At 74.0% G+C, this 16,126-nt stretch carries 12 protein-coding genes and 1 pseudogene; 4 read left to right on the forward strand and 9 right to left on the reverse strand.

The annotated features are described in order from the left end of the window. Positions 1–23: 23 nt before the first annotated feature. Together O7616_RS01990 and O7616_RS01995 are read right to left on the reverse strand one after the other, a co-directional pair. Entirely contained in the window at positions 24–1,511 is a 1,488-nt protein-coding gene (locus O7616_RS01990; RefSeq protein ID WP_282305367.1) for an aminotransferase class V-fold PLP-dependent enzyme, read from the reverse strand. Further along, positions 1,508–2,944: an MFS transporter gene (locus tag O7616_RS01995; RefSeq protein ID WP_282305368.1), complete on the reverse strand. Its 1,437-nt coding sequence runs from the start codon at positions 2,942–2,944 to the stop codon at positions 1,508–1,510. Before O7616_RS01995 ends, O7616_RS01990 begins: the two co-directional genes overlap by 4 nt. 183 nt (positions 2,945–3,127) lie before the next feature. Between O7616_RS01995 and O7616_RS02000 the strand changes: the two genes are divergently transcribed. Further along, a complete protein-coding gene (locus O7616_RS02000) occupies positions 3,128–3,676 on the forward strand; it encodes a SigE family RNA polymerase sigma factor (RefSeq protein ID WP_282307502.1) in 549 nt (182 codons plus the stop codon). Continuing rightward, on the forward strand, positions 3,669–4,880 hold the full coding sequence (locus O7616_RS02005; RefSeq protein WP_282305369.1) for a hypothetical protein: 1,212 nt from the start codon (positions 3,669–3,671) through the stop codon (positions 4,878–4,880). Before O7616_RS02000 ends, O7616_RS02005 begins: the two co-directional genes overlap by 8 nt. 67 nt (positions 4,881–4,947) lie before the next feature. Here O7616_RS02005 and O7616_RS02010 read toward each other — a convergent pair whose 3' ends face one another. Next, on the reverse strand, positions 4,948–5,262 hold the full coding sequence (locus O7616_RS02010; protein ID WP_282264429.1) for an MGMT family protein: 315 nt from the start codon (positions 5,260–5,262) through the stop codon (positions 4,948–4,950). Positions 5,263–5,275: 13 nt separating this feature from the next. Here O7616_RS02010 and proB point away from each other — a divergent pair, with 13 nt between their 5' ends. Together proB and O7616_RS02020 are read left to right on the forward strand one after the other, a co-directional pair. Then, complete coding sequence (gene proB / locus O7616_RS02015; protein ID WP_282264428.1) at positions 5,276–6,433, forward strand: glutamate 5-kinase; 1,158 nt, start codon at positions 5,276–5,278, stop codon at positions 6,431–6,433. Between the two features lie 11 nt (positions 6,434–6,444). Next, entirely contained in the window at positions 6,445–7,686 is a 1,242-nt protein-coding gene (locus tag O7616_RS02020; RefSeq protein WP_282305370.1) for a glutamate-5-semialdehyde dehydrogenase, read from the forward strand. Between the two features lie 4 nt (positions 7,687–7,690). On the opposite strand, the gene O7616_RS02025 is transcribed toward O7616_RS02020, so the two are convergent. From O7616_RS02025 to O7616_RS02050, 6 genes and pseudogenes are all read right to left on the reverse strand, one after another. Continuing rightward, complete coding sequence (locus O7616_RS02025; protein WP_348773869.1) at positions 7,691–8,587, reverse strand: prenyltransferase/squalene oxidase repeat-containing protein; 897 nt, start codon at positions 8,585–8,587, stop codon at positions 7,691–7,693. A gap of 262 nt (positions 8,588–8,849) precedes the next feature. Beyond that, a pseudogene (gene moeZ / locus O7616_RS02030) lies at positions 8,850–10,098 on the reverse strand (adenylyltransferase/sulfurtransferase MoeZ). Positions 10,099–10,154: 56 nt separating this feature from the next. Further along, positions 10,155–10,895, reverse strand: coding sequence for a DUF3152 domain-containing protein (locus tag O7616_RS02035; RefSeq protein ID WP_282305373.1), 741 nt, complete (start codon positions 10,893–10,895; stop codon positions 10,155–10,157). A 177-nt stretch (positions 10,896–11,072) separates the two neighbouring features. Next, a complete protein-coding gene (locus O7616_RS02040; RefSeq protein WP_282305374.1) occupies positions 11,073–11,930 on the reverse strand; it encodes a DUF3152 domain-containing protein in 858 nt (285 codons plus the stop codon). 5 nt (positions 11,931–11,935) lie between these two features. Then, positions 11,936–12,910, reverse strand: coding sequence for an alpha/beta hydrolase (locus tag O7616_RS02045; RefSeq protein WP_282305375.1), 975 nt, complete (start codon positions 12,908–12,910; stop codon positions 11,936–11,938). 23 nt (positions 12,911–12,933) lie between these two features. Then, a complete protein-coding gene (locus tag O7616_RS02050) occupies positions 12,934–16,101 on the reverse strand; it encodes a hypothetical protein (protein ID WP_282305376.1) in 3,168 nt (1,055 codons plus the stop codon). Between the last annotated feature and the right edge of the window lie 25 nt (positions 16,102–16,126).

The raw sequence follows: 16,126 nt of genomic DNA on the forward strand, positions 1-16,126 counted from the left end.
GCGGTGGACCGGACCGTGCGGCGTCACCAGGTGGGACGTTGCAGCAGGCCGACGAACTCGACCAGCAGGCGTTCGCGCAACGCCGGTGGGGCGGCGTCGAGCAGCGTGTTCACCACCGCCAGACGGTCCGGCGTCGACGCGCCCCCGCCACCGAGTCCGAGGCCGGCGGCGAGCCCGGCGACGAGTTCGGGCGTGAGGGCGTCCGGGGTCAGTGACGTCGCCAGCGCCGTCAGCTCCGGCGGTAGGGCGACCGGACCGGCCGCCCGGGCGGCGGCCACCGCCTCCACCAGGTCCGGCCCGAACTCGGCGACCCGGGGCGCGACCGAGGCGGTCACCGTGAGGTGCACACTCGCCGGCAGCCCCGCGTACGACAGTTGGGGCTGGGTGTGCCACCCGCGTGCGGTCAGCTCGTCGACCAGGACGAACAGGTCGAGGCCGTCATCGGTGGCGGTGAAGCAGACCACTGTGGACTCCGGCTCGGCCATCAGCCGCAGTCCGTCGACGGCGCGGACCGCGTCCGCCAGACCGGCGACCGCGTCCCGGGTGACGGTGGCGAGTCGCAGGTAACCGTCGTCGCCCAGGTGCCGCACGGTGGCGTACGCGGCGGCGATCGGCCCGCCCGAACGGGTGGACGCGATCACCGGGTTGATCATCGTGTAGCCGGGCCAGTCCGCGTACGCGAAGTACTGCGGCGCTCGCAGCGCGGCGTCGCGGTGCAGCAGCACCGACACACCCTTCGGCGCGTACGCGTACTTGTGCAGGTCCACCGAGATGGAGGTGACCCCGGGGACCGCGAAGTCGAACGCCGGCACCGGCTCACCGAGGCGACGCAGGTACGGCAGGGTCCAGCCGCCGAAGCAGGCGTCCACATGGCAGCGCACCCCGGCCTCGGCGGCCACCGCCGCGATCTCCGCGACCGGGTCCACCACCCCGTGCGCGTACGACGGCGCGGAGCAGGCGACGAGCACCGTCTCCGGACGGATCGCGGCGGCCATCGCGGCCGGGTCGGGACGCAACGTGTCCGGGGAGACCGGCACGACGTCCATCGCCACCCGCAGGTAGTGCGCCGCCTTGGCGAACGCGGCGTGGGCACTCGACGGCACCGCGATCCGGGGCTCGGCGATCTCCGGGTGCGCGTCCCTCGCCGTCTTGACCGCGAGGATCAGCGACTCGGTGCCGCCGCTGGTGACACTGCCGACGACGTCCGGGGCGGTAGTGCCCGGGCCGGCTCCGAGGACCCTGGCGGCGGCGCCCACCAGGGCGTTCTCCATAGCCAGCAGGGACGGGAACGCGGTCGGGTCGAGCCCGTTGACGTGCGCGCTCTCTCGATGCGCGGCGGCGGTCAACTCGTCCAGGCCCGGCACCGCCGGGTCGTAGACGTACGCGAACAGCTGCCCGCCGTGCGTGGGCCGGTCCCCGGCGCGCAACTGCCGCACCTCGGCCAACGCGACCTCCGCCGCGACCCCGACAGGCAACGCGGCCCGGTCCTCGACAGTGCTCTCGTCGATCATGGAGTCATGGTGCCCTTCTCGTGACTGTCAACGGCTTTCGTCCCCACCACAACTCCATGATCGACGCGGTCGTCACGGATCACGTCGGCCAGCACGGCCGGGGTGAGGGTGTAGCGGCGGAGCAGGAGGATCGGAGGGGCGATCAACAGGGCCGGGATGACGGTGAAGCCCAGCAGGACGCCCAGGCGGGCACCGTCGGACTGCGCGGCGGCTGTTCCGGTGTCGGAGGACACGTAGCCGGAGAGCTGGAGCACCAGTCCGTAGATGCCCGGACCCAGCGCCAGACCGAGGGTCTCCCCCGCCGTCCACAGGCCGGTGAACACACCCGCCTGTCGCCGACCGGTGCGCGCGGTGTCGTACGCGATGCAGTCCGGCAGCATCGCCAGCGCGAAGACCTGCTGCCCGGCGTACCCGACGCCGATCAGCGCGACCACCAGGTAGACGGCGACAGTCGGCAGCACCGACGCGGCGACCAGGGCGAGCGCCCCGGCGGCGAGGATCAGCGAGGCGACGACCAGCGCGGTCCGCTTGCCCAGCCGGGCACCGACCCGGGACCAGATCGGCATGACCAGCAGCGCCGGCCCGACGAAGCAGACGAAGAGCAGGGTCGGCCCGCTCTCGTCGTCGCGCAGGATCTGCCCGGCGAAGTAGTTGACCCCGGCCAGGATCGTCGCCACCCCGGCGGACTGCACGACGAAACAGATCAGCAGCGCCCGGAACGGACGGTTGGCGGTGGCCACGGCGAGTTGGGCGCGCAGGGTCGGCTCGCTCCCGCCCACCGTGCCGGTCGGGGCGGACCGGGTGCCCAGGAACGCCCCGAGGGCGCCGAGGGCGATCAGCGCCGCCACGAACAGCCCCATCCACCGGTGCCCGGCCACACCGTCACCACCGGCGCTCACCACCAGCGGGGCGACCGCACCGGAGACCAGGATGGCCAACGCGAGAACCGCGATCCGCCAGGTCATCAGCCTGGTGCGTTCGGCGTAGTCGTCGGTCAGCTCCGCCGGCATCGCCACGTACGGCACCTGGAAGAAGGCGAACGCGGTGGCGGTGGCGAGGAAGGCGAACGCCACGTAAGCCGCGGCGGCCGGGCCGTTGCCGAACGGCGCGGCGAAGATCGACGCGAAGAGCACGGCGAGCGCGAGACCGGCGACGAGCAGGTACGGGCGGCGAGCGCCCCAGCGTGACCGGGTGCGGTCGGAGATCCGCCCGGCGACCGGGTTGACCAGCACGTCCCATGCCTTCGGCAGCAGCACCAGCAGGGCGGCCAGTCCGGCGGCGACGCCCAGCGTGTCGGTCAGGTACGGCAGCAGCAGCAGGCCGGGCACGGTGCCGAACGCACCGGTCGCCAGCGAGCCGAGCGCGTAGCCGGCGTGCACCGGGCGAGGCAGCGGACCGGCGGCTGACGAGCCGGTGCCCGGCGGCGTTTTCATGGGCCCGAATGTTACTCACGTTATGTCGGAGGTCACATCCCCTCATCCGTCGGCCCTGACGGGCATCCGCACAGTCGGGTTGACGGCAGTACGGCACGCAACCGCCTCCGCACTCGCGGAGTGTTATCAGCGCCGACGGCAGACCTGCCCGGCGGTGACGGGGGAGGGGCAGTGACAGCAACGATGGGAGCCCGCGCCAACGAGCCACCGGCCGCACGAACGGCCGACCCGGCCGAGGTGACGATCACTTTCGACGACTTCTACCACGCGCACTTCGGCAGCGTGACCGCCCAGCTGTGCGCGTACACCGGGGATCTCGGACAGGCGCAGGACCTGGCCCAGGAGGCGTTCTACCGGGCGCTGGCCCGCTGGGACCGCCTGGTCCGCTACGACGACCCGGTGGCCTGGGTCCGCCGGGTCGCCTGGAACCTGGCCCGCAGCCGCTGGCGACGCCTGCGTACCGCCCGCAACCACCTGCTGCGGCAGCGGCCCGGCGAGGCGGAGGTCGCCGGCCCGAACCCCGACCGGGTGGCGATCGACGCGGCGCTGGCGCAACTGCCCGCCAACCACCGTCGGGCCGTCATCCTGCACTACCTGGCCGATCTGTCGGTGAGTCAGATCGCCCTCCAGGAGGGGGTGGCCGAGGGCACCGTGAAGTCCTGGTTGCACCGCGGTCGGACAGCCCTGGCCGGGCTGCTCGACGAGAACACCGAGGGGGTGCGCGATGTCTGACCTGGATGCGCGACTGCGCGAGCGGCTCACCGCCTACCGCAACGACGTGGTCACCAAGGCCGCCGGCCCGGGCCCGGACCAGGCCCGGCATCTCCTCCGCCGACGCCGACGGATGACGGCGGTGGCCGTGGCCGCCGCGGCGGTCGTCCTGGTGGTGGCCCCCGTCGTCGCCAACGCCGCGCTGCGCGGCGACCGGAACCCGCCGGTGCCGGCCGAGTCCGTCGAGCCGACGGCCCCACCGACGTCGGCGCCGCCGACGCCCCCACCGACCGGGTCACCGTCGGCGACCACCGGCACCCCGAGCGCCCCGGACGGACGGATCAGTCGAGCCCAACTGCTCGCCACCCGCGTCGACCTGCCGAGCTGGCCGTCGAGCCTGGCGGAGCAGGGCTGCACCACCTCGAAGGTTCGCCTCAAGACCAACACGACCGACTTGTTCGTGCCGGAGTTGGCGGACGACGCCTTCCGGTACGGCGACCTGGACGACGACGGTGCCGTCGAGACCCTCGCCGTCGTCGCCTGCCGGTACGGCGAGGCGTCGGCGAAGCAGGTGGTGGCCTTCGACCGGGATCCGGAGGGTCGGATCGTGACGGTGGGCAGGGTGGTGCGGACCGGCGACGGGTTCATGGACGTTCGCGCCGTGGAGGTGAACCAGACCGGGTCGATCGAGGTGCGCGTCGCCGACCTCGTGCCGTGCTGTGGCACACCGACCTACCTGCGGCGGGAGCAGGTACGGACGTACCGGTGGGACGGCGAGCGGTTCGCGCAGACCGACGGCCCCACCGCGTTCGGCACGGACCCCCGACGCACCGACCTGAAGCTGAGCATGACCCACGAACTGGTCGACGTCCCCGGCGCCGACACCCGGCGCGAACTGACCACCGTCTTCACCGTCACCAACGCCGGCACGCTCGACGCGCCGCAGGTCGCATTCCACTCCATCGACGTCGGCGAACGGGCGGGCGGGGACTGGTCGAAGTGCGACCCGAACCCCGCACCGCAGAAGTACGTGCTGTCGTGCCTGCTACCCGGGGTGCCGGGCGGTGAATCGCGCCGCTACACGTTCACCCAACTGGTGCCGGGTAAACCGGGGCCCGACGCGCACACCAGAACCTTCGAGGTCGAACACCACGACAGCCAGGACCGCCCCTGGCCCGACCTCAAGCCCGCCGACAACAAGGCCCGGTCCCCCATCCCGCTCTGACCCGCCTCGCCGTGCCCCGTTCCCCACCCGGAACGGGGCACCGCGTCGCACGTCGCTTCGGCGCTGGTCACCGATCCTCGTCCGGCGACCAACCGGCCGCCGCCATGTCCACCCCGGCCGGGCGGAGCGGCACCCCCTCGGCGCGCAGCCGGGCCCGCGCCTCCCGCTCGTGGCCCGGAGGCAGCCGCCCCGCCGCCGTCACCACCCGATGCCAGGGCACCGAGCCGCCGTGGCGGGCCATGATGCTGCCCACCAGTCGCGCCGAGGTGCGACCCGACCGCTCGGCGAGCGCGTCGGCGACCGCCCCGTACGACATGACCCGGCCCTCCGGGATCCGCTCGACCAGGTCGAGCACCGCCTCGACGTACTCGTCAGGTGTCACAATCCGCCACCATATGGGAACGCCGCCGGGCGGTGCGGCCGTGACCACGCAGAATGGGCGGGTGCGTGACGCAGTCACGACGGCCCGGCGGGTCGTCGTCAAGATCGGATCCTCCTCGTTGACCACCGCCACCGGCGGTCTGGCCGACCAGCGCGTCGACGCGCTGGTCGACATCCTCGGTCGGCTGACCGCCGAGGGGCGCGAGGTGGTTCTGGTGTCCTCCGGCGCGATCGCCGCCGGCCTCGCCCCGCTCGGGCTGCCCCGACGCCCGCGCGACCTGGCCACCCAGCAGGCCGCCGCCAGCGTCGGGCAGGGCCTCCTGATCGGCCGGTACGCGACCAGCTTCGCCCGGCACGGCCGCACGGTCGGGCAGGTGCTGCTCACCGTCGACGACGTGACCCGGCGTGCGCACTACCGCAACGCGTACCGCACGCTGCGCAAACTGCTCGACCTGCGGGCGGTGCCGATCGTCAACGAGAACGACACGGTGGCCACCCAGGAGATCCGGTTCGGCGACAACGACCGGCTGGCCGCCCTGGTGGCCGCGTTGGTGCACGCCGACCTGCTGGTGCTCCTCTCCGACGTCGACGCGCTCTGGACCGGCGACCCCACCAACCCGCAGTCGACCCGGATCGCCGAGGTCCGCGACGACGCGGATCTCGCCGGGATCACCATCGGCGGTGCCGGCCGCTCCGGCGTCGGCACCGGCGGGATGGTGACGAAGGTCGAGGCGGCCCGGATCGCCACCGGCTTCGGCATCCCGGTGGTGCTCACCGCCGCCGACCTGGCCGGCCCGGCGTTGGCCGGCGAGCCCGTCGGCACGCTCTTCCACCCGCAGCGGCAACGCCCGACGGCCCGACTGTTCTGGTTGGCCCACGCCACGTCGCCCCGAGGGCGGCTGCACCTCGACCCGGGCGCGGTGGCCGCGGTCGTCGGGCGACGCAAGTCGCTGCTACCGGCCGGCATCACCGCAGTGGACGGCACGTTCACCGCGGGCGACCCGGTGGACCTGGTGGACACCGCCGGGGCGTCGGTCGCCCGAGGGCTGGTCAACTACGACGCGGTGGAGTTACCGGGTCTGCTCGGCCGTTCCACGTCCGAACTCGCCGCGGCGCTCGGCCCGGCGTACGAACGAGAGGTCGTCCACCGCGACGACCTCGTGCTGCTGTGAGGAGTGCAGGCATGACCGTCGTCGAGCAGGCACGTCGGGCGCGGGACGCCGCTGCCGACCTGGCCACTGCCACCCGTACCGTGAAGGACGCCGCGCTGGTGGCGATGGCCGACGCGCTGGTGGCGCGTACCCCGGAGATCCTCACCGCCAACGAGGCGGACCTGGCGGCCGGGCGCGAGGCCGGGCTGAGCGCGGCCGTGCTGGACCGGCTCGCCCTCGACGAGGGCCGGGTGGCCGGCATCGCCGACGCGCTGCGCCAGATGGCCGCGCTGCCCGACCCGGTCGGTGAGGTGGTCCGTGGTTCCACCCTGCCCAACGGGTTGGAGCTGCGTCAGATCCGGGTGCCGTTCGGGGTGGTCGGCATCATCTACGAGGCGCGGCCGAACGTGACGGTGGACGCCGCCGGGATCTGCCTCAAGTCCGGCAACGCGGCGCTGCTGCGCGGGTCGTCCTCGGCCGCGCACTCCAACGCCGCGCTCGTCGCGGTGCTGCGCGACGCGGTGGCCGGGGCCGGGCTGCCCGCCGACGCGGTGCAGTTGCTCGACGCCGGCTCCCGCGACTCGGTCAAGGAGCTGATGCGCGCCCGAGGGCTCGTCGACGTGCTCATCCCGCGCGGCGGCGCGTCGCTGATCCGCACGGTGGTCGAGGAGTCGACAGTGCCGGTGATCGAGACCGGGGTGGGCAACTGCCACGTCTACGTGGATGCCGCCGCCGACGTGGCGAAGGCCGTCGCGGTGACGCTGAACGCCAAGACGCAACGCCTGTCCACCTGCAACACCGCCGAGTCGCTGCTGGTGCACGCCGACGTCGCCGACGCGTTCCTGCCGCCGATGCTGGCCGCGCTCGCCGAGGCGGGGGTGACAGTGCACGGCTCCCCCGAGGTGGCCGCGTACTCCGCGGCCGTCGTTCCGGCCACCGAGGAGGACTTCGCCACCGAGTACCTGTCCGCCGACATCTCGGTCGCGGTGGTCGACTCACTGGACGCGGCGGTGGCGCACATCCGCCGTTTCGGCACCGGGCACACCGAGGCGATCCTCACCGACTCGGCGGGCGCGGCCCGCGAGTTCGTGGCCCGGGTGGACGCGGCGGCGGTGATGGTCAACGCCTCGACCCGGTTCACCGACGGCGGCGAGTTCGGGTTCGGGGCGGAGATCGGCATCTCCACCCAGAAGCTGCACGCTCGCGGCCCGATGGGTCTGCCCGAGCTGACCAGCACCAAGTACGTGGTCACCGGCGACGGGCACCTGCGCTAGCCGGTTACGCGGCGGATCCGGCCGTCGCGGGCCGGGCGGCTCGGATCGCGGCCAGCGTGGCGTGTACGTCGAACTGGTGGCCGTCGTCGCTCTCCCAACCGCCGTCGCTGCGCTGTGTCTCGGCCAGCCGGCGCAGCGCCCGCACCATGATCCAGTCCTGCGGGTCGACGCCGGCCCGGCGCAGCGTGGCCGCCAACCACGCCACGTTGCCCGGGGACATCTTCGGCATCCGTTCGGCGAGCACCACCTGGATCCGCGCCGACTCCTGGAACATCTCCTGCCGGTGCAGTACGGCCGCGCTCAGCCAGCCTGCGGCGAGGAACGACGGCCAACTGCCGTCCGGGCGCAGCCGCGCGGCGAGCGAGTGGGCCGCCGCCTGCACCACCCCGGCGTACGCCCCACCGACCCGGTGGTCGAGCGGGCCCGAGGCTCGGGCATCCAGGCCGGCCACAGTGAGCCAGAAACCGGCGTTGGCGGACACGAGGAACCCGGCCTCCGGATTGCCCGGCCGGGCCCACTCCGGCGCCGAGTCGGCCAACGACGCGTCCTCTTCCCATCCGCCGTCGGCCTGCTGCCGGGACGCCAGCCAGTCCAGCGCCCGTCGGGCTGCGGGACGGCCGAGCGCGCCCAGGTCGTCCAGTTCGGCGAGCCGGAAACAGGTGGCGTCGATCGAGGCGATCGGGCCGCCCCAGGTGGCCGGCCAACCGCCATCCGGTGACTGGCCGACCTCGGCCGTCTCCAGCAACTCGGCGGGCACGGGGGTGCCGTTGCGGAGCCAGGAGAGGCGCGCACGTTCCACCGCATCCCCATGCGCCACGACGAACCCGATCGCGGCTTCCAAGTCGACCACGGCGGAGACGCTACCTGCGCAGACGCGATGCCGCCTCAGAGAATCGGCCAGCTCGAACTGGCTGCGTCGCTCCGGCCGTCGGGCTGCTCGGCGTCATCTGCGTCGATTTGCAAGGGCGGCAGCGTGGCCCAGGGCGGACGGCGCGGCGCAGGCCAGCAGCGCGGCGCGGCGCAGGCCAGCAGCGCGGCGCGGCGCAGGCCAGCAGCGCGGCGCGGCGTGGGCCGGGGCGGCGCGACATGGCCGGCGCGGCGTAGGACCGGGCGGGACGGTTGCGGGTCGGGGCGGCGGTGTTCGGCCGCCCCGACCCGTTCGGTCAGTACGCGGGCAGCGACGGGTCGATCTGCTTGATCCAGGAGAGCACGCCGCCCTGCACGTGCACGGCGTCCCGGAAACCGGCCGCCTTGAGCGCCGCGAGCGCCTCCGCCGAGCGGACGCCGGACTTGCAGTGCAGCACGATCTGCCGGTCCTGCGGCAGCTTCGCGAGGGCCTCGCCGGAGATGATGTCGCCCTTGGGGATCAGGGTGGCGCCGGGAATCCGGACGATCTCGTACTCGGCGGGCTCCCGCACGTCGACCAGGAAGATGTCCTTGCCGGCGTCCTGCCACTCCTTGAGCTCCAGGGCCGTGATGGTCGAGTCGACCGTCGCCTCCTGGGCCTCCTCGGAGACCGCGCCGCAGAAGTCCTCGTAGTCTTCCAGCAGGTCGGTGACCGTCGGGTTCTCGCCGCAGAGCACGCAGTTCGGGTCCTTGCGAACCTTGATCTTGCGGTATTCCATCTCCAGGGCGTCGTAGACCATCAGACGGCCGACCAGGGGCTCACCGATGCCGGTGAGCAGCTTGATCGCCTCGTTCACCTGGATCGAGCCGATCGACGCGCAGAGCACGCCCAGCACGCCGCCCTCCGCGCAGGAGGGGACCATGCCGGGGGGCGGCGGCTCCGGGTAGAGGCAGCGGTAGCAGGGGCCGTGCTCGGCCCAGAACACCGACGCCTGGCCGTCGAAGCGGTAGATCGAACCCCACACGTACGGCTTGCCGAGCAGCACCGCCGCGTCGTTGACCATGTAGCGGGTGGCGAAGTTGTCGGTGCCGTCGACGATCAGGTCGTACTGGGCGAAGATCTCGCGGACGTTCTCCCGGTCGAGCGCGGTGTTGTGGATCTCCACGGTGACCAGCGGGTTGATCTCGCGGATCGACGCGGCGGCGGACTCGGCCTTGGACCGGCCGATGTCGGACACGCCGTGGATGACCTGGCGCTGCAGGTTCGACTCGTCGACGGTGTCGAAGTCGATGATGCCGAGCGTGCCGACCCCGGCCGCGGCGAGGTACAGCAGGGCGGGCGACCCGAGGCCACCCGCGCCGACACAGAGCACCCGGGCGTTCTTGAGCCGCTTCTGCCCGGCCACCCCGACATCCGGGATGATCAGGTGGCGTGAATAACGGCGGATCTCGTCAACGGTCAGCTCGGCGGCGGGTTCGACGAGCGGGGGCAACGACACGGTGGACTCCCCGGGATCGGCGGCGTGAACCGCGCCATTGTCGCTCGCGCAGACCCCCCTCGGCCATGAGGGACGACACGTGGTCCGCGATGCGGGAGCGGGAATAACCGACGATGCCGCCGATCAGGGGACGATGTCACCGGCGTAGCGACGGCCGTCGAGGTAGGGCCAGGCGTTGGCGACGCACCCCTCCAGGCCGTACGTCTGCTGCTGCATGACGGGGGCGGGCTCGCCCGGCTCGGGACAGGCCTCGTGCTGCTCGCCGAACTCGTGGCCGACCTCGTGGTTGATCACGTAGGTGCGGTAGGTGTCCAGCGAGGCACCGTAGTCGGGGACCGCCTCCATCCAGCGGGCCAGGTTGATGATGACCTGACCGGGCAGGCGGCAGGAGGTGTACTGCTCCGTGGTCAGCCCACCCTCGGCGCACATCCGCTCGGAGGTGACAGGCGTGGCCAGGTAGATGGTGAAGTCGGCGGCCCCGGCGTCGGCGACCCGCTGCACCCGCAGCTCGCCCGAGCCGATCCAGCTCCGTGGGTCGGCCAGCACCTCGTCCACTCGGGTGGCGAACGCCTGGGCGTCCTGGCCGGTGCCGCGTTCGACGACGACCCGGTACCGCCGCAGCGGCCCGTCCGTGCCGTGCACGGGCGTCTCGCCGTCGGCCGCCGCGAAGCGTCCCGCCCCGACCGACGGGTAGCCGGTCGGCGCCGGATGCGCCGCACCGCCGCCGCGACCCGTACCGCCCTGGGTGGTGACGGCGGGAGTGACCGCCGCCGGCTCGCCGTCGCCCCTGGCCAGCGGCACACCGATGGCGGCGGTGAGCACGAGCAGGCCGAGCAGCAGGGTACGGCGACGTCGCCGATGCATCAGGGCCAGCGTGGGACGCACGTACGCCGACCGGCCCGAGGGGTCGGGCGGCTGGGGTGGGCCGTATCGGGACGACGGCGTCATGACGTCGAGCCTGCCAGATTATTCGGGCATTTCTCCGTTTTCGCCGCTATTACCGCAAGACGCCTGATGGAGGGGTGGCAGGCGGCGTGTCGCTCAGAGGGCCGGGCCGGTGTACCGACGCCCGTCGACATACGGCCACGGGTTGGCCCGGCACCCGTTCAGGAAGAGCGTCTGCTGCATCATCACCGGCGCCGGCCGGCCCGCACCCGGGCAACGCTCGTGCCGGTGCCCGAGCTGGTGACCCACCTCGTGGTTGACCACGTACGTCCGGTAGACCTCCAACGGCACCCCGGCGGAGACGAAGTGCGGCACGGACAGCCGCCACCGGTCCAGATTGATGATCACCTGGCCGGGCGCGCGACAGGACGTGTAGGGCCGACCTCCGACCCGGATGTCCACTCCCCCGTCGGCGCACATCCGACCCGCCGTGCGGGCGGTCGCCAGGTAGACGGTGAAGTCGCGCGGCGCAGCCCCCGGCACCTGTTGCAGCCGCAACCGGCCGCTGTCCACCCAACTGCCCGGCCCGGCGAGCGCCGTCTGGACCGCCAGCGCGAAGTCGGCGGCGTCCTCGTCGCTGCCGGACTCCACCGCGACCCGGTAACGCCGCAGCTCACCCGCTCGCCCCAACACCGGGCCGGAGCGGGCGTCGTACCCGAAATCGCCGGTGCCGGCGCTCGGAACCGCACCGGGCATCCGCAGCACCGGGGGCGCCGGGCTGGACGGGACCACCGCGGAGGGCGACGGGCTCACCGACGGCGGCAGCGGCGCGGCCACCAGCGGCGGCACCGTGGAGATCTCGTCGGCGGCCAACCGTTCGGCGCCGGGGTGCCCACCCGGCCCCTCCGCGATCACGGCCACCGCCGCGCCCACCGCCAGCACCACCGCCACCAACTGGGCGAAGAGCGCGAAGCGTCGCTGACGACGGACCGGGAGGCGGGCTGAGCTGGGCATCCCGGTCAGCCTGCCAGATCGGACCGCCCGGCGGAGTCCCCCGTTTCGGCGAGCAGGCCGACCACCGCCCTGGCCACCAGCCGGGGCACCTCCAACTGCGCCACATGCCCGACGCCGTCGAGCATCATCAACCGGCTGTCGCGGATGACCCGCGCGGTCTGCGGCGCGACCCGCACGTCGACCAGACGATCCTGTCGACCGCCCACCACCAACGTCGGTGCGCGTACCGCCTCCGCGAGCCGCCACAGCGACCCCGGCCCCGGCAGGTACGACCGCAGGAAGCTGGAGACCAGACCACGGAACGTCCGGACGTACGCGGCCGCGTAGTGGTCCGCCTCGTAGCGGATTCGGATCTCCTCCAGCGCCTCGGCCCGGCGCTGGTCGCAGATCCGGCTGAGATCGGCGACGCACGCCTCCAACACCTGCTGGGCCATCACCTCGGGAGGGAGCTGGGTGAGCCGCCGGGCGACCAACCGTTCGCCACGCGGAATGGCGAGCACCGGCAGCATCCGCCCCTGCAACGAACGACGGAAGTCCAGGAACGGCAGAGCCGGGGAGATCAGGGTGAGCGTACGGACCAGATCCGGCCGGAGCCCGGCCACCTGGACCGCGACCGCCCCGCCCAGCGAGTTGCCGAACAGGTGCACCGGACCCCGGTCGGAATGCTCGATCCAGCGGACGACGAGGTCCGCGAACGCCGGGATCGTGTAGCGGGGCCCCGGCTCGCTGCGACCGAAGCCGGGCAGGTCGATGGCCTGCCCGTCCAGCCGGTCGGCCAGCAACCCGGCCAGGTCCGTCCAGTTCTGCGACGACCCGCCGAGCCCGTGCACGTACAGCGCCGGCTCCGCGCCGGCCGCCGTGGCCGGCGTGGCCCGTACGTACGTGACCAGGCCGTCGAGGCGGACCTCCCGGCCCGGCCACGGCGGCGGAACACGGTCGTCGGGGAGCAGGTGGTCCGGCCAGAGGGTGGCACGTCTCATCGTTCCAGTCTGCCCCGGACCACTCAGGACAGCAGCGCCTCCAGCCGACGGTTCACCGCTGCCAGCGTCGCCCGGACCACGGCCTGCCGGGGATCACCGGCGACCAGAGCCGAACCGGCGAGCTGCTCGACCCAGCCCTCGCAGACGAGCAGCGCCACCACAGTGGCCACCTCACAGTTGCCGAACGGCACCACCGCCGCGTGCTCGACGAAACAGCGCCCCCGATCGGCGTTGTCGGCGCCGCGCAGCAACTCGTCGACAGCGGCGGCCGCCGCCACCGCGCAGAGCCGCAACACGTAGCCGTCCACCGCCGGCCCGGTCGCGTACCCGGAGGCGCTCTCGCCCCCGGCCAGCAGCCGGACCTCCACGTTCGCGTCCAGACCGAAGGTGCTGACCTGCACGTGGTCGATCACCACCCGCGGCCCCGGCGCGCCGCCCGTCTCCAACGGCCGGGACGGCGCCGACTCCGTCGTGGTCACCTGACCACCGGAGTACGACGTGCCGAGCGTCGCCGGGCTGCCGGTGGCGGCACCGGCCGGTGCGGCCGAGACCGAACCCGGCTCCTCGACGGTGGCGCGACCCCGGTGCGGCGCGTTCGACCGGCGACGGCGCGAGGTCTCCGTGCCCGGTCGCTGCTCCGGGCCCGTCGGCGCGGCCTGCACCCGACCGCCGGACGGTCGGGCACCCGACGTCGACTCGGCCGCCCGGGCCTCACCGTCACGCGGGTCGGCACCGGCGTCGCGCGTCTGGGAATCCGGGGTACGCCGTTCGGCGACCCGAGGCTCGGCCACGCGACGGCGGACCGGCGGGGGCGGCGTGCTGGGCAGGCCGGGCACGTTCTGCGGGGCGGCGGCCAGCCCCATCCGATCCTGGAGCAGCCGAGCCACCTGTCGGCTCACCTCGGCCGGGTCGGCACCGTCGGCGAGGTCCAGTCGCAGGCTGTGCGCCCCGGCCGGGGTACGCCGCAGCGCGGCGTCGCGGACACCCGCCACCTCCCGAACGGCGTCCAGGATCGCGTTGACGTCGAACCCCTCGGGGCGCTCCCGCAGCGGTGCCGGCTCGTCGTCGCGGCGAAGGTGCGTCGCGATGCGCGCGAGTTCCGGGGTTTCGGCCGGCGGGTCCACGGCTGGCGGCTCCGGCACGACAGGCACGTCCGGCTCTGCGGGGACGCGCTGCGGCAGCACCGCTTTCGGGTCCGACTGCCGGTCGTCGTCGGCGGACGACGCCGGGTCGGGTGCGGATCGGCGCGCCGCGTAGGAAGAGGGGAGCGCTGGGGCGGGCCGGTCGCGGGGTTCGGGCCCGTTCGCGGAGGGTGGCGTCACCCCCGACGAGGAGGACCTGACGTCGGTGCTCGACGGCACGTTCGTCGGCGCGGAGGGGCGGTGCGAGTCGACGGGGCCGGGCGGCTCGGGCGCAGCCGGGCGCAGCCGGAACGGCCCAGTCGGCCGGACCGGGCTGCCGGGAGTCTCGTCGTCACCCCCACGCGGCGACGTGGCCGACTGGATCGCCGCCCACGACGGACGCTCGACCGGGGCGGCGGGAATCCGCCCCTCGGACCAGTCCGGACGCTCCTCATGGTTGGGCTTCGGTGAGCCGCCGGCCCAGGAGGGGCGTTCCGCCACCAGCGGTGGACCCGCCGGAGCCGGCGGCGGGTCGGCCAACGTGGGAGGTGCCCCCGCTGGCGCGGGAGGTGGCGTGGCGGGCGACGCCGGGTTGGTGGCCCAGGACGGACGCGACGGCGAAGCACTGGTCGGTGCCGGGTCTGACCCTCCGGCCCAGGACGGGCGGGACGGCGAAGCGCCGGTCGGCTCCGGATCGGACCCTCCGGCCCAGGACGGGCGCGACGGCGAAGCGCCGGTCGGCTCCGGATCAGCTCCCCCGGCCCAGGACGGGCGGTCGGCCCGGGACGCACGGGTCGCCCCGGACCCGGCCCAGGACGGCCGGTCGGCCGGTGGACCGCTGGTCGGCGTCGGGCCACCGGCCCAACTCGGGCGCTCGACGGCGGGCGGCGACGACACCGGCGGACCGCTGGTCGGGGACGGGTCCGAGTCGACTGACCGGAGGGGACGGTCGGCAGGTGGGACAGCCGACGGAGCGGCCCAGGACGGGCGGTCCGTCGGCGGCACGCTGGCCGGGTCGGCGGGGCGCTCCGGCACGGACTCAGGTCGGGCGGGGTCGTACCCACGCGGCGAGTCGGCGCGCACCGGCTCGTACGGGCGGGACGACTCGGCCCGCACCGGCTCGTACGGCTGGACCGGCTCGGCGACCCAGCCCGGCGCGGACTCGTCGCGCGTCGGCGGACCGTCCGGCTCGTCGGACTGACGGGACCAGGGTGGCGCCCAACCGCGGTCCCAGCTCGGCCCCGACCAGTCCGGCTCGACCGTCGGCGGCTCCCCGCCTCGGTGCGTGTCTCCCGGGTGGGGGCCCTCGGCGGCGTCGGCGTGCCCGACCGGCCCGGGCGCACGTCCCGGTGCGGTCGGATGCTCCGGGGTGAGCGGGTCGCGCCAGTCGCGTGGCGTGGCCGACGGGTCGTCGGCGGCGAGGCGTTCCCCGATCGGCGCGTGGAAGCCGGGCGGCACCTCGAAACCCGACGCGGCGGTGCCCACTGGCGGCACCTGGACCGCCGGCGGTGCCGAGGTGGGTGGCCCGGGCTCGGCCCAGCGGGCGCGGTGCGCGGCGGTCGGATCGGCGGACCGTTGACCGGTGCCCGTGTCGGGCTCGCCCGCGCCCTGCTCCGCCGGAGGGGCGGGACGTTGGGCGGGCACCACCAGCCGGTCGCTGGGCTGCTCGGACCGCCCGTCGCTGGGCAGCCCGGGTGGTGCGCTCACCGGTGTGGGACGGCCCACCGTCGGTTCGAGACCGGGGCGACGGACGCCGTTGGCGTCCTCCGGGTGGTGCACACCGTTGGCGTGATGACCATTGACCCGGCCCGGCGGCTCCGGGTCACCCGGCGGCTCGGCCAGCGGCGGCGGAAGGTCACCGTGCCGCTTCGAGGAGGTGCGCCAGCCGGACGCCGGGTCGGGCTGCCAGCGCGGCGCCTGCTCCCGGGCGTCCTCACGGTCGGCGGCGCGAGGCCACCCACCCGCCTGAGGCGCCCACCCACTGACGGGACGGCTCGGGTCGTCGTGCTGACCCGCTCCGTCACCGTGTTCTCCCGGGGTGGCGGCTCCGGGTTGCCCTGTTTCACTCACCGCGCGCTCCTTGGTCGCCCCCGCT

It is taken from the genome of Micromonospora sp. WMMD964 (genome assembly GCF_029581455.1).
Lineage (GTDB): Bacteria > Actinomycetota > Actinomycetes > Mycobacteriales > Micromonosporaceae > Micromonospora.

Bases quoted from the DNA above. Each gene is read 5' to 3' on its own strand.
- O7616_RS01990 (WP_282305367.1), bottom strand. From the start codon at position 1,511: ATGATCGACGAGAGCACTGTCGAGGACCGGGCCGCGTTGCCTGTCGGG.
- O7616_RS01995 (WP_282305368.1), bottom strand. From the start codon at position 2,944: ATGAAAACGCCGCCGGGCACCGGCTCGTCAGCCGCCGGTCCGCTGCCT.
- O7616_RS02000 (WP_282307502.1), top strand. From the start codon at position 3,128: ATGGGAGCCCGCGCCAACGAGCCACCGGCCGCACGAACGGCCGACCCG.
- O7616_RS02005 (WP_282305369.1), top strand. From the start codon at position 3,669: ATGTCTGACCTGGATGCGCGACTGCGCGAGCGGCTCACCGCCTACCGC.
- proB (WP_282264428.1), top strand. From the start codon at position 5,276: ATGGGAACGCCGCCGGGCGGTGCGGCCGTGACCACGCAGAATGGGCGG.
- O7616_RS02020 (WP_282305370.1), top strand. From the start codon at position 6,445: ATGACCGTCGTCGAGCAGGCACGTCGGGCGCGGGACGCCGCTGCCGAC.
- O7616_RS02035 (WP_282305373.1), bottom strand. From the start codon at position 10,895: ATGCATCGGCGACGTCGCCGTACCCTGCTGCTCGGCCTGCTCGTGCTC.
- O7616_RS02040 (WP_282305374.1), bottom strand. From the start codon at position 11,930: ATGCCCAGCTCAGCCCGCCTCCCGGTCCGTCGTCAGCGACGCTTCGCG.
- O7616_RS02045 (WP_282305375.1), bottom strand. From the start codon at position 12,910: ATGAGACGTGCCACCCTCTGGCCGGACCACCTGCTCCCCGACGACCGT.